The sequence below is a fragment of the Ancylobacter sp. genome, assembly GCF_965229075.1.
Classification (GTDB): domain Bacteria; phylum Pseudomonadota; class Alphaproteobacteria; order Rhizobiales; family Xanthobacteraceae; genus Ancylobacter.
This window is the reverse complement of the sequence record NZ_CBDDIO010000002.1, coordinates 1,641,680-1,659,885: the sequence shown is the minus strand read 5'-3', so window position 1 is coordinate 1,659,885 and position 18,206 is coordinate 1,641,680. Positions and strand designations below refer to the sequence as shown.

Annotated in this window: 14 protein-coding genes; 6 read left to right on the top strand and 8 right to left on the bottom strand. The window is 68.1% G+C overall.

Annotation, left to right across the window (positions count from 1 at the left end; all coding sequences use genetic code 11):
- Positions 1 to 75: 75 nt before the first annotated feature.
- The 5 genes from acnA to aguA all read left to right on the top strand — a co-directional run bounded on the left by acnA (position 76) and on the right by aguA (position 6,633).
- Entirely contained in the window at positions 76 to 2,760 is a 2,685-nt protein-coding gene (gene acnA / locus ACO07Z_RS13765) for an aconitate hydratase AcnA (protein WP_421699225.1), read from the top strand.
- Positions 2,761 to 3,036: 276 nt separating this feature from the next.
- Positions 3,037 to 3,855, top strand: coding sequence for a DUF1223 domain-containing protein (locus ACO07Z_RS13760; RefSeq protein ID WP_421699224.1), 819 nt, complete (start codon positions 3,037 to 3,039; stop codon positions 3,853 to 3,855).
- A gap of 420 nt (positions 3,856 to 4,275) precedes the next feature.
- A complete protein-coding gene (locus tag ACO07Z_RS13755) occupies positions 4,276 to 4,617 on the top strand; it encodes a DUF2794 domain-containing protein (RefSeq protein ID WP_244450180.1) in 342 nt (113 codons plus the stop codon).
- A gap of 29 nt (positions 4,618 to 4,646) precedes the next feature.
- Complete coding sequence (aguB, locus tag ACO07Z_RS13750) at positions 4,647 to 5,537, top strand: N-carbamoylputrescine amidase (RefSeq protein WP_421699223.1); 891 nt, start codon at positions 4,647 to 4,649, stop codon at positions 5,535 to 5,537.
- 4 nt (positions 5,538 to 5,541) lie between these two features.
- Positions 5,542 to 6,633, top strand: a complete 1,092-nt coding sequence (aguA, locus tag ACO07Z_RS13745; RefSeq protein WP_421699222.1) for an agmatine deiminase — start codon at positions 5,542 to 5,544, stop codon at positions 6,631 to 6,633.
- A gap of 3 nt (positions 6,634 to 6,636) precedes the next feature.
- On the opposite strand, the gene ACO07Z_RS13740 is transcribed toward aguA, so the two are convergent.
- From ACO07Z_RS13740 to ACO07Z_RS13705, 8 genes are all read right to left on the bottom strand, one after another.
- The gene (locus ACO07Z_RS13740; RefSeq protein WP_421699221.1) at positions 6,637 to 7,668 is read right to left on the bottom strand and encodes an SDR family oxidoreductase; all 1,032 of its coding nucleotides are present in this window, start codon (positions 7,666 to 7,668) and stop codon (positions 6,637 to 6,639) included.
- The gene (gene larB, locus ACO07Z_RS13735; RefSeq protein ID WP_421699220.1) at positions 7,668 to 8,327 is read right to left on the bottom strand and encodes a nickel pincer cofactor biosynthesis protein LarB; all 660 of its coding nucleotides are present in this window, start codon (positions 8,325 to 8,327) and stop codon (positions 7,668 to 7,670) included. The genes ACO07Z_RS13740 and larB overlap by 1 nt, the downstream gene beginning before the upstream one ends.
- A 3-nt stretch (positions 8,328 to 8,330) precedes the next feature.
- Positions 8,331 to 9,137, bottom strand: a complete 807-nt coding sequence (locus tag ACO07Z_RS13730) for an adenine nucleotide alpha hydrolase (protein ID WP_421699219.1) — start codon at positions 9,135 to 9,137, stop codon at positions 8,331 to 8,333.
- The gene (locus ACO07Z_RS13725; protein WP_421699218.1) at positions 9,130 to 10,488 is read right to left on the bottom strand and encodes a LarC family nickel insertion protein; all 1,359 of its coding nucleotides are present in this window, start codon (positions 10,486 to 10,488) and stop codon (positions 9,130 to 9,132) included. Before ACO07Z_RS13725 ends, ACO07Z_RS13730 begins: the two co-directional genes overlap by 8 nt.
- Positions 10,485 to 11,792, bottom strand: a complete 1,308-nt coding sequence (gene larA, locus ACO07Z_RS13720; protein WP_421699217.1) for a nickel-dependent lactate racemase — start codon at positions 11,790 to 11,792, stop codon at positions 10,485 to 10,487. The genes ACO07Z_RS13725 and larA overlap by 4 nt, the downstream gene beginning before the upstream one ends.
- Before the next feature lie 121 nt (positions 11,793 to 11,913).
- A complete protein-coding gene (selD, locus tag ACO07Z_RS13715; RefSeq protein WP_421699216.1) occupies positions 11,914 to 12,975 on the bottom strand; it encodes a selenide, water dikinase SelD in 1,062 nt (353 codons plus the stop codon).
- A 150-nt stretch (positions 12,976 to 13,125) separates the two neighbouring features.
- Positions 13,126 to 14,256 carry a transglutaminase-like domain-containing protein gene (locus ACO07Z_RS13710; RefSeq protein ID WP_421699215.1) on the bottom strand — a complete coding sequence of 377 codons (1,131 nt, stop codon included), beginning with the start codon at positions 14,254 to 14,256 and terminating at the stop codon, positions 13,126 to 13,128.
- Complete coding sequence (locus ACO07Z_RS13705) at positions 14,253 to 14,867, bottom strand: TlpA disulfide reductase family protein (RefSeq protein ID WP_421699214.1); 615 nt, start codon at positions 14,865 to 14,867, stop codon at positions 14,253 to 14,255. The genes ACO07Z_RS13710 and ACO07Z_RS13705 overlap by 4 nt, the downstream gene beginning before the upstream one ends.
- A gap of 240 nt (positions 14,868 to 15,107) precedes the next feature.
- Between ACO07Z_RS13705 and fdnG the strand changes: the two genes are divergently transcribed.
- Positions 15,108 to 18,197 (top strand): formate dehydrogenase-N subunit alpha, encoded by a 3,090-nt coding sequence (gene fdnG, locus ACO07Z_RS13700; RefSeq protein WP_421699213.1) that lies wholly within the window; start codon positions 15,108 to 15,110, stop codon positions 18,195 to 18,197.
- Positions 18,198 to 18,206: the final 9 nt, after the last annotated feature.

The following is an 18,206-nucleotide window of genomic DNA, read 5'->3' as shown; positions in this document are numbered from 1 at the left end:
AGCTATAGCCCGCGAGCCCACTTCCTTCCAAGGCCCGGCGCATCCTGTCACTTTGTTAGCGGGGATCTGCCAGCCGTGACGTCGCTCGACAGCTTCAAATGCCGGAAAACTCTCACCGTCGGTTCCAAGACCTACGTCTATTACAGCCTGCCGGAGGCGGAGAAGAACGGCCTCGACGGCGTCTCGGCCCTGCCCTTCTCGATGAAGGTGCTGCTGGAGAACCTGCTGCGCTTCGAGGACGGGCGCTCCGTCTCGAAGAAGGACATCGTCTTCATCAAGGACTGGCTGGTCAATCGCGGCAAGGTCGAGAACGAGATCGCCTATCGCCCCGCCCGCGTGCTGATGCAGGACTTCACCGGCGTTCCCGCCGTGGTCGACCTCGCCGCCATGCGCGACGCCATGGTGCATCTGGGCGGTGACCCCAAGCGCATCAACCCGCTGGTGCCGGTCGACCTTGTCATCGACCATTCGGTGATCGTCAATTTCTTCGGCAACAACGCCGCCTTCGGCAAGAATGTCGAAGAGGAATACAAGCAGAACCAGGAGCGCTACCGCTTCCTGAAATGGGGCCAATCGGCCTTCGACAATTTCCGCGTGGTGCCGCCCGGCACCGGCATCTGCCACCAGGTGAACCTCGAATATCTCGCTCAGACCGTGTGGACGAAGGATGAGGACGGCGTCACCGTCGCCTATCCCGACACCTGCGTCGGCACCGACAGCCACACCACCATGGTCAACGGCCTCGGCGTGCTGGGCTGGGGCGTGGGTGGCATCGAGGCGGAGGCGGCCATGCTTGGCCAGCCGGTCTCCATGCTGATTCCCGAGGTGATCGGCTTCAAGCTCACCGGCGAGATGAAAGAGGGCATCACCGCCACCGATCTCGTGCTCACCGTCACCCAGATGCTGCGCAAGAAAGGCGTGGTCGGCAAGTTCGTCGAATTCTTCGGCCCGGGCCTCGACCACCTCTCCCTCGCCGACCGCGCCACCATCGGCAATATGGCGCCGGAATATGGCGCGACCTGCGGCTTCTTCCCCGTCGATTCGGAAACCATCGCCTATCTCGACGAGACCGGGCGCACCGACGAGCGCATCGCGCTGGTCGAGGCCTATTCCAAGGCGCAGGGCATGTGGCGCACGGCCGGCACGGCCGATCCGGTCTTCACCGATGTGCTGGAACTCGACATCTCCACCGTGCTGCCGTCGCTCGCCGGCCCGAAGCGCCCGCAGGACCGGGTGCTGCTCTCCGGCACCAAGCAGGGCTTCCTCGCGGCGCTGGAAGGCGAGTTCAAGAAGGCGGGCGAGACGGCCAAGCGCGTGCCGGTGGAAGGCACCGACTATGATCTCGGCCATGGTGACGTGACCATCGCCGCCATCACCTCCTGCACCAACACCTCGAACCCCAGCGTGCTGATCGCCGCCGGCCTGCTCGCCCGCAACGCGGTGGCGAAGGGCCTGAAGTCCAAGCCCTGGGTCAAGACCTCGCTCGCGCCCGGCTCGCAGGTCGTGGAAGGCTATCTCGCCTCCGCCGGCCTGCAGGACGACCTCGACGCGCTCGGCTTCAATCTGGTCGGCTTCGGCTGCACCACCTGCATCGGCAATTCCGGCCCGCTGCCGGAGGCGATCTCCGAGGCGATCAACAAGAACGACCTGATCGCCGGCGCCGTCATTTCCGGTAACCGCAATTTCGAAGGCCGCGTGAACCCGGACGTGAAGGCGAACTACCTCGCCTCCCCGCCGCTCGTCGTCGCCTACGCCATTGCCGGCTCGCTGCAGATCGACCTCGCCACCGAGCCCCTCGGCACGGGTTCGGACGGCCAGCCGGTCTATCTCAAGGACATCTGGCCCTCGAACCAGGAAATCGCGACCTTCATCCGCGAGAACGTCACCAAGAAGATGTTCCAGGAAAAGTACTCGGACGTCTTCAAGGGCGACGAGAACTGGCAGAAGATCGCCATTCCCGCCGGCGAGACCTATGCCTGGGACGACCGCTCCACCTATGTGCAGAACCCGCCCTATTTCGAGGGCATGCGGATGGAGCCGGAGCCGGTCACCGACATCATCAAGGCGCGGGTGATCGGGCTGTTCCTCGATTCCATCACCACCGACCACATTTCCCCGGCCGGTTCGATCAAGGAAGCGAGCCCGGCCGGCGCCTATCTGCGCGACCATCAGGTCCGCCCGGCCGACTTCAACCAGTACGGCACGCGGCGCGGCAACCATCATGTGATGATGCGCGGCACCTTCGCCAATATCCGCATCAAGAACCAGATGCTGGCCGGCAAGGAAGGCGGGTTCACCCGCCACTGGCCGGATGGCACCGAGATGCCGATCTACGACGCAGCCATGCTCTATAAGCAGGAAGGCGTGCCCACCGTGGTCTTCGCCGGCAAGGAATATGGCACCGGCTCCTCGCGCGACTGGGCGGCCAAGGGCACGGCGCTGCTCGGCGTCCGCGCCGTCATCGCCCAGAGCTTCGAGCGCATCCACCGCTCGAACCTCGTCGGCATGGGCGTGGTGCCGCTGGTGTTCCAGAACGACGAATCCTGGCAGTCGCTCGGTATCAAGGGCGACGAGATCGTCACACTGAAGGGCATTGAGGGCGACCTCAAGCCGCGCCAGACGCTGATCGCCGAAATCCTGTTCGCCGACGGCACGATCAAGAACGTCCCGCTCACCTGCCGCATCGATACGCTGGACGAGCTGGACTACTTCCGCAATGGCGGCATCCTGCCCTTCGTGCTGCGCAATCTCGCCGCCTGAACCGACGGCGTCTTGACAACGGGCCGGCACGGGATACCTCCTGCGCCGGCCTTTTCATGTCCGGATTCTCCGCCCGCCACACCTCGCCGCGTCACGCCGGCGTCAACGGCGACACCCGAATGTGACTGGTGGCGCGCCCCGCGTCGTCCTATTGCCTTGGACGCAGGCCCGCTGGCGATCCCGGCACGGGCCCGCGTCGAACCCTGCGAGGGCGGCCTTTAGGCGGGCTGCCCGCTGCGTGCCCTGAGTCCCCGCGCCCAAGGACAAGCGCCCGACATGTCCCTGACCGCCGCTTCCGCTTTCGGCCCGCCCGTCCGCGCCTCTCTCTTCACCCGTGCGCTATTTTCGGGCGTCACCCTCGCCCTGATGAGCCTGCTTTTCGCGCCTGCCGGCGCCCATGCCGAGGACATGCCCGTCAAGGTCGAGCCGGTGAAGCCGATCACCGCGCCCAAGGCGATGATCGAGCTGTTCACCAGCCAGGGCTGCTCCTCCTGCCCGCCGGCCGACAAGCTGATGGGCGAACTCGCCGCCCGCTCCGACGTGCTCGCCCTCACCCTGGCGGTGGATTACTGGGACTATCTCGGCTGGAAGGACACGCTCGCCAAGCATGGGCATTCGCTGCGCCAGAAGGCCTATGCGCATATGCGCGGCGACGGCAAGATGTTCACTCCCCAGGCGGTGGTGAACGGACGCGCCATGACCATCGGCTCGGACCGGGCGGCGTTGGAGCGCGTGCTCGCCGCCAGCCCCGCCCCCGTCGTGCCGGTGTCGGTCGAATCCGTCGCGGGCAACGTCACGGTTCAGATCGGCGCCCTGCCCGGTGCGGCCAAGGCCGAGGTGTGGCTCTGCCCGGTGGCGAGCCGCATGGAGGTCGAGATCGGCCGGGGTGAGAATGAGGGCGCCCGCGTCGTCTACCACAATGTGGTGCGCGGCTGGGTGCGGCTCGGCAGCTGGGAAGGGATGCCCGCCCGTTTCGAGGTTCCGGTCCACCGTGCCCCCGGCGAGGGTATCGACGCGGTGGCGGTGTTCGTCCAGACGGGCTCGTCCACCGAGCCCGGCACCGTCGTCGGGGCGGCACTTCAGCCGCTCGACTGACGTGTGGACATCCGATGATACGCGTGTGTCCGATGATATTCGGACATCCGAATCACGGCCTCGTTAACTGAAAACACATCGCCGCCCGAATTCGGCCGTTGCGATGCCCCGAGGCCCCTCCATCTTCGCATCATAGCGTTGGGCCGGTTCGCGAGCGCATCGGTTTCCCAGCCCCCCAGCCCCCCGCGGTGTTTGTGGGCCGGCCTGACGCTACCTAGGTTCAATCCCCGAATTGCTCTTCAGGGCCGGCCATGTCGCCGGCCCTTTTTTCGTTCCCGCCCCTCTCATCGCCCGCGCCGCACCGCCGGTATGCGTACAGGGGCTTGAAGCCGCGCGCCGGGCGGTGGATCATGACGGCGACATGACACGGTTCAGCCCACAGGCCCGCTCACGCCGGGCCGCACAGGCCGGAGGCGCCGCGTGGCGGACATCGAGCCCATAGCCTTGCCGGCCGGTGCGCGCGTTGACCGCGTCACCTTCGACCGGCGCGAACTCGACCGCATCCTCGATCTCTATGGCCGCATGGTCGCCCTGGGCGAATGGCGCGACTACGCCATCGATTTCACCCGCGACAAGGCGGTGTTCTCCATTTTCCGCCGCGCCACCGAGGTGCCGATCTACCGCATCGAGAAAGACCCGCGCCTCGCCCGCAAACAGGGCGCCTACACGGTGGTGTCGCAAACCGGCCTCATCCTCAAGCGCGGGCATGAGCTTGCGCGCGTCATCGCGGTGCTGGAAAAGCCGCTGCGCGCCGTCAACTGACCGGCCTTCACATCGATTCGGAGATCTAAATGCGCAGCCTGACTGTCGCCGCCACCCAAATGCGCTGCGACTGGGATATCGACGGCAATATTGCCCGCGCCGAAGCCCTGGTGCGCGAGGCCGCCGCGCGGGGCGCGAAGCTCATCCTGCTGCAGGAGCTGTTCGAGACCCCCTATTTCTGCCAGGACCAGCTGCACGAATTCCTCGACCTCGCCAGGCCCTTCGAGGGCAATCGGCTGGTGGCGCATTTCGCCCGTCTGGCGAAGGAGCTGGGCGTCGTGCTGCCGGTCTCCTTCTTCGAGCGTGCCGGGCCGGCGGCCTTCAATAGCGTCGCTATGGTCGACGCCGATGGCGAGGTGCTCGGCCTCTACCGCAAAAGCCATATCCCCGACGGGCCGGGCTACACCGAGAAGTTCTATTTCTCGCCCGGCGACACCGGCTTCCGGGTCTGGAACACCGCGGTCGGCCGCATCGGCGTCGGCATCTGCTGGGACCAATGGTTCCCGGAATGCGCGCGCACCATGGCCCTCCTCGGCGCCGAAGTGCTGCTTTACCCCACCGCCATCGGCTCCGAGCCGCATGATGCGAGCCTCGATTCGGCCGGCCACTGGCAGCGCGTGATGCAGGGCCATGCCGGCGCCAATCTGATGCCGGTCATCGCCTCCAACCGTATCGGCCGCGAAGAGGGCCGCAACGGAACCTCCATCACCTTCTACGGCTCCTCCTTCATCGCCGGGCCGACCGGCGAGAAGGTCGCGGAAGCCGGGCGGGAGGAAGAGACCGTGCTCACCGCCACCTTCGACCTCGACGGCATCGCCCGTCAGCGCCACAGCTGGGGCGTGTTCCGCGACCGCCGGCCGGAGCTTTACGCCCCGGTGCTCACCCTCGACGGGCGGGCGCCGACGCGGGCGATCGGGTGAGAGCATGAGCGAGACCCTCACCACGCTTCCCGCCGCCGACGGCTTCCGCATGCCGGCGGAATGGGAGCCGCATGCCGGCACTTGGATGATCTGGCCGGAGCGGCCGGACAATTGGCGCGCCGATGCCGAGCCGGCGCAGGCCGCCTTCGTCGCGGTCGCCAGCGCCATCGCCCGTTTCGAACCGGTCACGATGCTGGCGAGCCCGCGCCAGTGGCGCCACGCCCGCGCCGCCCTGCCGTCTTCGGTGCGGGTGGTGGAAGCGACCTCGGACGATTCCTGGTGCCGCGACAGCGGGGCCACTTTCCTTACCGATGCGCGCGGCCGGCTGCGCGGGGTGGATTGGGGTTTCAACGCCTGGGGCGGGCTCTATACGCCCTGCGACCAGGACGAACTGATCGCCGCCAAGATGCTGGAGATCGAGCGCGCGCCGCGCTACGCCGCCCCGCTCATTCTCGAAGGCGGCTCGATCCATGTCGACGGCGAAGGCACGGTGCTCACGACAGAGGAATGCCTGCTCAACCCGAACCGCAATCCGGACCTCACGCGCGAGGAGATCGAGCAGCATCTCAAGGATTATCTCGGCGTCTCCAACGTGCTCTGGCTCGGCGCCGGCCTCGTCGATGACGAGACCTCGGGCCATATCGACAACCTCGCCTGCTTCGTGCGCCCCGGCGTGGTGGCGCTGACCGGCTGCGACGACCCGCTCGACCCGCAATACGCCATCTCCAAGGATGCGCGCGAGCGCCTGTCGACGATGACCGATGCGCGCGGTCGGGCGCTGGAGATCGTCACCCTGCCGCTGCCCGGCCCGCTGTTCCGCACGGGCGAGGAAGCGCTCGACCTCGGCACCGAGCCCGGCACCATGTCGCGCCGGCCCGGCGAACGGCTGGGCGCCTCCTACGCCAATTTCTATCTCGGCAACGGCTTCGTGCTGATGCCGCTCCTCGACCCCGCGCGTGACGAGGAAGCACACGCCATCCTCGCCCGGCTGTTCCCCGAGCGCGAAGTGGTGGGGGTGCCGACGCATGAGATCATTCTTGGCGGCGGCAATATCCACTGCATCACCCAGCAGCAGCCGCTGGGCGCGCCGGGCTGACGCTTACGGCTTCACCAGCCCCAGCCGGATCAGGCTCTCGGCCGTGGCGAGGATCGCCTCTTCCGCCGGGCGCGGCGACCAGCCGAGCGTCTCCCGCGCCTTGGCGGAGGTGGCGCTGCGGCGGATGCCGAGCCGGGGGACGGCGAGCCGCGCCGTCGGCAGCACCAGCGCGGCGAGGCGCACGGCGAGATCGGGCAGCTCAAAGCGCGGCACCCGCCGTGCCGCCGGGCCGAGCCCGTCGCGCAGCGTGCGCGCGATACCGGCGAGCGACACTGCCGCGCCCGTCGTCGCCAGAAAGCGCTCGCCCGCCGCGTCCGGCGCGGTCATCGCCTTCACATGCAGGTCGGCGACATCGCGCACATCGACCAGCCCGAGAAAGATGCGCGGCAAGGCGGGCACCGCCCCGTCGAGCAACGCGCAGACGAGATCGAGCGAGGCCGACATATCCGGCCCCAGCGCCGGACCAAGCACCACTACGGGATTGACGGTCGCAAGCTCCATGCCCGCGCCGTCGCCGGCGATGAAATCCCATGCCGCCCGTTCGGCCAGCGTCTTGGATCGCGTATAGGCATCGACCCCAACGCCATCCGGGTCGGTCCAGTCGCGCTCGTCATAGAAATCGGCGCGCGGCGCGCGGCCATAGCCCACCGCCGCGAAGGAGGAGGTGACCACCACACGCCGCACCCCGGCCGCCCGTGCCGCGCTCAGGACCCGCAGCGTGCCCTCGCGGGCCACACGGATCAGTGCCGCTCCATCTCCTGCCGCCATCCCCGCCGGCACGGGGGAGGCCACGTGCAGCGCATAATCGCAGCCTTTCATCGCGGCGGACCAACCGTCATCGGCAAGCAGATCGGCGGCGTGGAAGCTGAGCGGCGCATCCGGCGTCACCCCGCCCACGGCAAGCTGCGCGCGGGCCTCGGCCTCTCGCCCCATGCCGCGCAGCGTCGCCCGCACCTCGTGCCCCTCGCGCAGCAAAGCGAGGATGACATGGGCGGCGATGAAGCCGGATCCGCCGGTGACGAGCACCCGCGCCATCAGCCCTCCCCCCTTGCAGCGGCGCCGAGCATCTTCACCGCGGCGCAGGCCGCGCCGAAACCGTTGTCGATGTTCACCGCCACCACGCCGGGCGCACAGCTTGCCAGTGCCGAGGTCAGCGCCGCCTTGCCGCCCTCGGCAACGCCATAACCGACGGAGGTCGGCACCGCGATGACAGGCGCCGCCACCAGCCCGCCGAGCACGGAGAACAGCGCCCCCTCCATCCCCGCCACCGCAATCACCACCCGGCAGGCACGGATCTCCTCGATCCGCTCCATCAGCCGCCACAGCCCGGCGACGCCGACATCGGCGACGAGGCTTGAGCCGTGCCCGTTGAAGGCGAGGGTGCGCACCGCCTCACGCGCAACGGGGAGGTCCGACGTGCCGGCCGCCACCACGGCGACGCCCGGCCCGGACAGCGCGACCTCCCCGCCCAGCACGGCGGTGCGGGACAGCGGGTCGTAATCCAGCCCCGCGCGGGCCAACTCGTCCAGCGCGGCGAAGGCCGCCGGCTCCAGCCGCGTCAACAGCAGCCGCGCGCCGCGCGCCCGGGCGGCGGCGAGGATTTCCGCGATTTGTGCCGGCGACTTGGCGCTGCACAGCACCGCCTCGGGAAGACCCGTGCGCGCGGCGCGGCCCCAGTCAAAGGTGAAATCCATGGCTCAGGCTTCCATGGCCGGCGCGCCGACGAACATGGCACCGCGGCGATAGGGCCGGCTTCCGGCATAGGCCCGGCCGGCCCCGGCGCAAAGCTCCGTCATCAGCGCGTCGACAGCGCGCTCCCGGCCCGTCGCTCCCTCGCCCAGTTCCACGGCGACGCCCTGATGGATGATCCGGCAGCGCAGCGTGCCGCCACCGGTGAGCGCGGCGAGCCGGCGCTCCGCCAGCTCGACAAAGGCGAGGTCGCCCGCATCAATAGCGATCCCGGTCTCGACCCGGCTGGCGAGGCAGGGCTGCGCCGGCAGTTCCGCCACCGCCCCGAGGCCGAGCACGCGGGCCAGCGCCCGGACATCCGCCTTCGTCATTGCCGCCTCGATGAAGGGATGCACCACGCGCCGCTCGGCGGCGGCGATCAGGCCGGGACGATAATCGCCGAGATCGTCGAGATTGGCCCCGGAAGCGATGGGCCGGTCGGTGAGCCCGGCAATGCGATCATAGAGATTGGTCTTGCAGAAATAGCAGCGGTTCACCGGGTTGTCGCGGTAGCGGGCATCGTCGAACTCGCCGGTGCCGGTGACGATCAGCTCCCAGCCCTGCGCGGCCGCCATCGCCCGCACCCGCGCCGTCGCCTCCCCCGGCACCGCTGGGGAAACGGCATGGATCACGCTGAGCGGCAGGCCTTCGGCGTGCGCGAAGCTGGCGAGGGTGAGGGAATCCACCCCGCCGCTCACCGCCACCGCCAGAGCGGGGAAGCGACCGAGCACACGCGCCAGCCGCACGGCCGGCAGCATGGCCGCCGCGTCACTCATCGCCACACTCCGCCCGCTGCTTCAGCGCCCGCCGCGCCGCCAGCGTGTCACCTGCGAGCGCGTCGCTCTCGGCTTTCACCGTGTCGCCACCCGGCCGCGCCGCCCGCTTCACCGCCACGCCCGCCACCTCGCCGGCCGCGCGCTTCAGGACCAGCCGTCGCTCCTCGCGCCGCCGCAGCCCCAGCGTCGAGGTCTGTGCGAAACAGGCCTGCGCCACCGCCTCCGCGTGGTCCGGCCGCACCAGCAGCCGCAACGCCACCATGGGCCGCCCCTTCTTGCCGAAGCGCGGAGCGAAGCTGGCATCGAGCACGCCCGGCTCACCGCGCAGAAGCTCCATCGCGGTGCCGATCTCCTCGCCGGTCATGTCGTCGATCTCGCATTCCAGAACGGTGACCACATCGCCATCATCCGCCACCGGCTCGAACACCAGCACCCGCAGCACATTGGGCAGGCCAGGGAGGTCACGCGTGCCCGCCCCAGTGCCGGAGGCGACGAGCCGCCCGCCGAGGGGAGCACCGGAGCGCGCGAGATGCTTGAGGATCGCCGCGCCGGTCGGCGTCACCCGCTCCCCGGACACACCGTCGTCGCGCCAGTCGAAACCTTCCAGCAGGGTGGCGGTGGCCGGCGCCGGGACCGGCAGCAGTCCGTGCTGCGTCTTCACCAGCCCACCGCCCAGCGGCAAAGACGAAACCGTCCACGCCGCACCCTCCAGCGCGGCCGCGAGGCTGCCGGCGGCGACCACGTCGAGCAGCGAATCCCAATCGGCGATTTCGTGGAAATGCACCTCGTCCACCGGCACGCGGTGCAGAGCGGATTCGGCCTGGGCGATGAAGCCAAGGATCGCCAGCGCATGGCCGGAAGTCCCCGCGCCGAGCGGCGCCGCCTCGATCCGCGCGACCATGTCGCGATAGGCGCCGGCACTGTGGGCGTGGGGATGATGATGAGCCGGCTCACCACTCCCACGCGTGCCCTCATCACCGGGCTCGACCCGGGGATCCAGCGCTTCCACGAGAACCGCAGGCGAAGTCTGGGTGGCCGGGTCAAGCCCGGCCATGAGGGCTAAAGAAAGGTGAGCGCTGTGGGCGTGCGAATGTGCGTGATCATCGGCATGGGAATGAGGGTGGTACGCAGCCGTCGCCTCTTCCAGCCCGAAGCGCCGCACTGCGAGGCCCCCGCTCAGCCCTTGGCGCAGAACCGGCTCCCCCACCCCTTCCGGAAGCACGGCGCGGCAGTCGGCGAGCACGCGCGGGGCGAGGTCGGGGAAGGCGTCCAGCAGCGCCGCGACGAACATGTCGCCGGCGACGCCGCCCACCGCATCGAGATGGATGCGTCTCACGCCGCCTGAGGTCACGCCGCCGCCTGCTGTTCCCGGCAGACCGGAATCACATAGGGCCCCTCGGGAATGATCGCGAGCGCCTTGTCGCCGGACCGCGCCAGGCTCGCCGCAATCGCGGCATTGAGATCGGGCACGATCTCCACCGCGGTGATGCGCCGTTCCTCCTCGCTGAGCCCGGTCGTGTAGAGCTGGATGCGGCCGACGCGCATGGGCTTGAGCTGCATCTCGGTCTGCCATTCATCGACATCGGCCAGTGTCTTGGCGGTCAGAGTGGCGAGGAAGCGCTCCGGGCCCAGCTCCACCAGCCGCGCCTGCGCGGCGCGGAATTCCTCGCTGCCGAAGCCTTCCGAACATTCCGAGGCGATGATCAGCGTGCCGCCGGGCTCCAATATGTCGAGCGGTGTCACCATGCCCTTGACCGTCTGGTAATAGGTCTTGTCCAGGGGATAGCCGGCTGAGGATGTTACCACCGTGGCGTAGCGGCGCGGCGTCTCGATGATGGTGGCGCCCTCGACGAACTCCACCGCCGCGAGATGGCTGGCGATGATCTCGCCGAAGGAGACGAAAACGAGGTCGCGCTCCTCATCCAGCACCGTGTTCAGCGCATAGACATCGCCAAGCTTGCGGACGATCTCCAATTGCTCCTCATGCAGCGGATTGCCAATGAGGTTGCACTGCACCGCCAGCGGGTCTTCCATGAAGCGGGCGGAGTGGAAGGTGCGGATGGTCTGGTGCCCGGCGACGCCCGGCGCCACCACCTTGCGCCCGCCCGACCACCCGGCCATGAAATGCGGCTCGACCAGCCCGGTGGCGATGCGCAGCTCGGCTTCCACGAAGCGGCGGTCGATGAAGATAGGCGTGCCGCGCGTCGCGGTGGGGCCGAGATCGACATGAGCCGCCTCGTCGCGGGCGAAATGATTCTCGACCCTTACCGTCGCCAGCACCCAGGGATCGCCGACGAGTTCGGCGAGCTCGTCGCCCTCATTCGGCCGGTGCAGGCCGGTCGCCACCAGCACGGTGATGCCGGCGGCGGGAATGCCGGCCGCCATCAGCGTCTCGATCATCGGCCGTAGAAACAGCCGGTTCGGCACCGGGCGGGTGATGTCGCAGATGAGGATGCAGGCGCTGTTGCGCCCCTTGGCGAGGGCGGCGAGCGGGGCCGAATCGATGGGGTTGTCGAGCGCCTGGCGGATGGCCGCCGCATTGTCCGGCAGCTTGGGCAGCCTCGCCTTGCGCAGCACGGTCGGCTTCGCCCCCGGGGGAAGGCTGAGATGCAGCGCGCCGCGCCCGAAGGCGAGTTCGAGAGCCGTGTCAGACATGGCCGATCCTTCAACTCCACGCGCGGCCACAGGTCCACCCTCCGGCCGCCTCGGGGCTGAGGATATCCCGCCGCCGCCCGCGCATAAACCCGCAAGCGGGTCACGAAGACGAAGGCGCGGCTCAGATGACGGCGACGGCCGGCGCCCCCTCCACCACCCGGCCGATGACGGCAGCGCGGGGGAAACCGGCGGCGCGGATGTCGGAAAGCACCCGTTCCGCCGCGTCCGGCGCCACCGCCACGAGGAGCCCGCCCGAAGTCTGCGGGTCGGTGAGGAGGTGCCGCTCCGCCTCCGGCAGCCCGTCGGGCAGGCGTACCCCCTCGCCATAGCTCGCCCAGTTGCGGTGCGAGGCGCCGGTGACGAATCCCGCCTGCGCCAGCGCGCGGGCGTCGCCAAGCAGAGGCAGCGCCGCCGCCTCGATCTCCAAGGCCAGCCCCGAGCCCCGCGCCACTTCCAGCCCATGGCCGAGAATGCCGAAGCCGGTCACGTCGGTCACCGCATGCACGGCCGCGTCCCGGCCGAGCGCGGTGCCGACGCGGTTCAGCGTCGTCATCGAGGCGATCATCTCGTCATAGGCGGCGGGGGAGAGCTTCTCCTTCTTGAAGGCGGCGGAATAGATGCCGACGCCCAGCGCTTTCGTCAGGATCAGCGCGTCGCCGGCGAAGGCGGTGCTGTTCTTGCGGATCTGCTCCGGCCGCGCCGTGCCGATCACCGCCAGCCCATAGATCGGCTCCGGCGCGTCGATGGAATGGCCGCCCGCCACGGGAATGCCAGCCTCGGCGGCGATGGCGGCCCCGCCCTTCAAGATCTCCCGCACCATGGCCGGCTCCAGCTTGCCGAGCGGCATGCCGAGAATGGCCAGCGCCAGCAGCGGCCGGCCGCCCATGGCGTAGACATCGGAAATGGCGTTGGTGGCGGCGATGCGGCCGAACTCGAAGGGATCGTCGACCATCGGCATGAAGAAGTCGGTGGTGGCGATCAGGCAGGTGTCGTCGTCCAGCTGGTAGACCGCCGCGTCGTCGCCGGTCTCCGTGCCGACCAGCAGATTTGCGAAGCCCGTGCTGGCCGGCTGTTCGGCGAGCAATTCGCGCAGCACCGAGGGCGCCAGCTTGCAGCCGCAACCGCCGCCATGGGCGAGGCTGGTGAGGCGGAACGGGGCGGCGGAGGCCGGGGTGTCGAGCATGGCATGTCTTCCTTGTCGTCGGCAGGGACGCGGCGATCACCTGCGTCCTTCGAGGCCCGGCTATGCCGGGCACCTCAGGATGACGTGAGTTTGACGCCCGTCATGCTGAGGAGCGGGGCAACGCCCCGCGTCTCGAAGCACGCAGGCCGCTCACGCCGCCACTTCGCTCGCCTTGATCACATAGGCGAAGGCATCGGGGTCGAGGCAGTCGTGGCGCAGGCTCGCCACTTCCGCCTGCGGGTACATGAGGAAGCCGAGCTTCGGCCCGGAGGAGCCCGGCAGGGCGATGTCGTGGCCGTCATTATAGGCGAGCCAGTTGCCTTCCCAGGAGCCGAACAGCGCCTTGCGCGCCGCCACCACCTTGGCGTCGTCGAGCGCGTTCTTGCCCGGCGGCTCCTCCAGCACGACCTTGCGCACATCGGCGGGGTCGGCCGGCACCCAGCCGAACCCCTCCAGCCACACCTCGGCGCGGCAGTGCTGCGCCTTGGAGATGGTGGGCGAATTGGCACCGAGGCTCTTATAGCCGAAGGCCGAGGGCGCCACGCGGATACCGTAGAGATCGCGGGCGGGAATGCCGGCGGCGCGGTTCAGCCCGACGAACAGCGCGTTGAGATCGGCGCATTTGCCGCCGAGATTGCCGCTCGCCAGCAGCGAGGCGACATCGCCGGTTCCGCAGCCGCGCGTCGCCGCATTGCGATAGGTGTTCTCCACCACCCATTCATAGATGGCGCGGGACTTCTCAAGGTCCGAGGTCTTGCCGGCGGTGATCTTGTCGGCGGTCGCCTTGACGATGCCGTCGGTGGGAATCAGGTCGGTACTTGCCAGGAACAGCGCCCGCTCCTCGGCCGACAGCCCCGCCACCGCACCGGGCGCGGCGAAATCGGTGGCGCGGTCGCGGGTGGAAAAGCGCGAGGTGATCTCGACACTGGGCTTTTCCTCGCCCGACGCCCAGGTCAGATGCAGCATCTGCGCGCCGTAATGCGGGTCCTTCACCACTTCCGCCGTAGCGGCATTGGTCTTCCAGGTGCTTTCGCCCGGCTTCATCCAGTCCGAGGCGGCGTAAGACGGCAGCGGCACCCAGGCTTGAGCCGGGCCGGCCTTGCCCTCCACCGGCTTCACGTCCAGCACCGTCACCACCTCGAAGTCGCGCCATTTGCCGGGCTTCGGGGCGAAGGCGGCGGCAGCGGCCGGGCCGGCGGCTTGCGCCAAGGCGACGTGCGGCGCGGCGGCGACGGCGGCAAGGGCGACGCCGGTCTTGAGGAAGTCACGGCGAGTGGTCATGGCGCATTCTCCCGGGATTCATCCATGTTGAGCGAGGGCAGCCGCGCGCCTTCCGGCACGGCGGCGGGGTCGGCTAGCCTGTCGAGCAGGTGCTCAGTGGCGGGGTCGTCCCAATCCACCGGTCCGTCGGCGTAGAGGCGCAGCGTGTGCGAGGCGTCGAGCACGAAGGTCGCGGGCAGGCCGACGACCTTCCACGCCTTCAGCGCCGCGCGGTCCTCGTCCAGCAACACGGGGAAGGGCACGGGTTGCGTGGCGAAGAAGCGGCGCACCCGCACCGGCACCTCGCCCACATCGACGGCGAGAAGGACGAGCGGTCCCTCGCCGCGCCGGTCGGCAAGCCGCGCAAGGCCCGCCATCTCGTCGCGGCAGGGCGCGCACCAGGTCGCGAAGAAGTGAATCAGCACCGGCCGCCCGTGCAGCGCCGCAAGACTTTGCGGCCCATGATCGAGTGAAGGCAGCGCCAAGGGCGGCGGTGCCGCGCCCAGCGGCAGCGGCGCGCCGGCATGGGCGGAACGCCCTTCCGCCAGCGACCATGACGCTAGGGAAGCAACAGCCGCCAGCAGGATGAGGTTCTTTCCGCCCCGACACGCGGGAGCCGCAGAAGCGAGCACGGGCGCAATGCTGCGCCGGGGGCGGGAAATCGTCAATCGGCCCTTGGGCGAAACCCGCATTGGTTGCAGCGCAACATGTCGGGATCGCACGGCAACATCACGAACGAACTGAAATCACACGACTTTTTGTCCCTGACCTCACCTTAAGTCTGTTTGACATTGGAGGAGCTAAAAAATAGCCTTGTGATTGGGAAAGCCTATCGGTCGATGGGCTTTGTGACGAGAAACGGGAGGGCCACGATGAATATGGAGCTCTCGCGCCGTACGTTCCTCAAAACAACGGGGGCCGGTCTTGCCGGCACCACGTTGGGTGCCTTCGGCTTCAGCGAAGCGGAGGCGGCCGTCGCCGCTGCCGTGAAGCCGTTCCACCTGGTGAACACCACGGAAGCGCGAAACACCTGCACCTACTGCTCCGTCGCCTGCGGCATCATCATCTATTCCAAGGGTGATCTGCGCAAAGGCGAGAAGGCCGACATCGTCCATATCGAGGGCGACGCCGACCATCCGACCAATCGCGGCACCCTCTGCCCCAAGGGCGCGGCGCTGCGCGACATCGTGAAATCGCCGACCCGGCTCACCCAGCCGATGATCCGCAAGGCCGGCTCCGACACCTTCGAAGCGATCTCCTGGGACGCCGCGCTCGACAAGATCGCCCGCGCGATGAAGGACGACCGCGACGCCAATTTCGTCGCCACCAACCAGGATGGCGTGACCGTCAATCGCTGGCTCACCACCGGCTTCCTCGCGGCTTCCGCGACCACCAACGAGACGGCGTTCGCGACCTACAAGGTCGTGCGCTCGACCGGCATATTGGCGTTCGATAACCAAGCGCGTGTCTGACACGGCCCGACGGTGGCGAGTCTCGCCCCAACTTTTGGCCGTGGAGCAATGACCAACGCCTGGACGGACATCAAGAACACCGACCTCGTGGTCATCATGGGCGGCAATGCCGCCGAAGCCCATCCGTGCGGATTCAAATGGGTCACCGAGGCGAAAGCCAACCGTGGCGCCAAGCTCATCGTCGTCGACCCGCGCTACAACCGCTCAGCGTCGGTGGCGGATTTCTATGCGCCGATCCGCCAGGGATCGGACATCGTCTTCCTCATGGCCCTGATCAATCACTGCATCAGCAATGACAAGGTGCAGTGGGACTATGTGAAGCCCTTCACCAATGCCAGCTTCGTGGTCCGCGAGGGCTACGGCTACCAGGACGGGCTGTTCACGGGCTATGACGAGGAAAAGCGCGACTACAACCGCGACACATGGGAGTACGAGATCGGCCCGGACGGCTACGCCGTGGTTGACGAGACGCTGCAGAACCCGCGCTGCGTGTGGAATCTGCTGAAACAACACGTCGCCATCTACACGCCCGAGATGGTGGAGCGCGTCTGCGGCACACCGAAGGACGCCTTCCTGAAGGTGGCCGAGATGGTGGCGGAATGCTCGACGCCGACCAAAACCATGACGAGCATGTACGCGCTCGGCTGGACCCAGCATTCCAAGGGTGCGCAGAACATTCGCGGCATGGCGATGCTCCAGCTCATCCTGGGCAATATCGGCGTGCGCGGCGGGGGCATGAACGCCCTGCGCGGCCATTCCAACATCCAGGGGCTGACCGATCTCGGGCTGATGAGCAACCTCATCCCCGGCTATCTCAACATCCCCACCCAGAAGGAACCGGACTTCACCACCTACATGTCGACGCGGGCCTTCAAGCCGCTGCGGCCGAACCAGACGAGCTACTGGCAGAACTACCGCAAGTTCTTCGTCAGCTTTATGAAGTCGATGTACGGGCCGGCCGCGACGGCGGAGAACGACTGGGCCTACAACTACCTGCCCAAGCTCGACGTCGCCAGCTACGACGTACTGCGCGTCTTCGACATGATGAAGCAGGGCAAGGTGAACCTCTATTTCTGCCAGGGGTTCAACCCGCTGCAGGCTTTCCCAGACAAGGGCAAGCTCGCCGCCGGCCTCGCCAAGCTGAAGATGCTGGTCATCATGGACCCGCTGGAAACCGAGACCGCCCGCTTCTGGGAGGATCACGGCACCTTCAACAAGGTGAGCCCGGCGGACATCAAGACGGAGGTGATCCAGCTTCCGACCACCTGCTTTGCCGAGGATGAAGGCTCGCTGGTCAATTCCGGCCGCTGGCTGCAATGGCACTGGCCCGGCGGCTCGCCTCCGGGCGAGGCGAAGACCGACATCTGGATCATGGCGCAAATTCATTTGCGGCTGAAGGAGTTGTACAAGAAGGAAGGCGGCGCCTTCCCCGACCCGATCGTCAACCTCAACTGGTCCTACAAGGACCCCGGCGAGCCGACGCCGGAAGAGCTGGCGAAGGAGATGAACGGCTCGGTGCTGGTCGATGTCTTCGACCCCGCCGACCCGACCAAGAAGATCCTTGAGGCCGGCAAGCAGCTTTCCGGCTTCGGCCAGATGCGCGACGACGGCACCACGGCCGGCGGCTGCTGGATCTTCTCCGGCTGCTGGACCGAGGCCGGCAACATGATGGCGCGGCGGGACAATTCCGATCCCGGCGATGCCGGCATGTTCCTCAAATGGTCCTTCGCCTGGCCAGCGAACCGGCGCGTGCTCTACAACCGCGCCTCCTGCGACCTCGACGGCAAGCCGTGGGACCCCTCGCGCAAGCTGATCGAGTGGGACGGCGCCAAATGGACCGGCTACGACGTGCCGGACATCGCGCCCACCGCCAAGCCGCGGGATGTCGGCCCCTTCATCATGAACCCCGAGGGCACGTCGCGCCTGTGGGTGCGCAAGATGATGCGGGACGGGCCGTTCCCTGTGCATTACGAGCCGTTCGAGAGCCCGGTTGCCAATGTCATCGCGCCGAAGATCCGGGGCAACCCGGTGGCGCGCGTGTTCAAGGACGACTGGAAGAGCTTCGCCGATATCGGCGATCCCAACTTCCCCTATGCCGGCACCTCCTACCGTCTCACCGAGCATTTCCACTACTGGACCAAGAACAACCATGTGAACTCGGTCCTGCAGCCGGAACAGTTCGTCGAGATTTCCGAGGAACTGGCGAAGGAGAAGGGCATCGCGCTCGGCGGCTGGGTGCGGGTGTGGTCGAAGCGCGGCGAGCTCTACGCCAAGGCGGTCGTCACCAAGCGCATCAAGCCGATGACCATCGACGGCAAGACCGTGCACATCGTCGGCGTGCCGATCCACTGGGGCTTCGTCGGCTCGGCCCGCAAGGGCTTCCCGGCCAACACGCTCACCCCCTTCGTGGGCGACGCGAACATCGAGACCCCGGAGTTCAAGGCGTTCATGGTCAACATCGAGCCCTCCACCGGGCCGGTGGTGGCGTAGGGAGGCGGC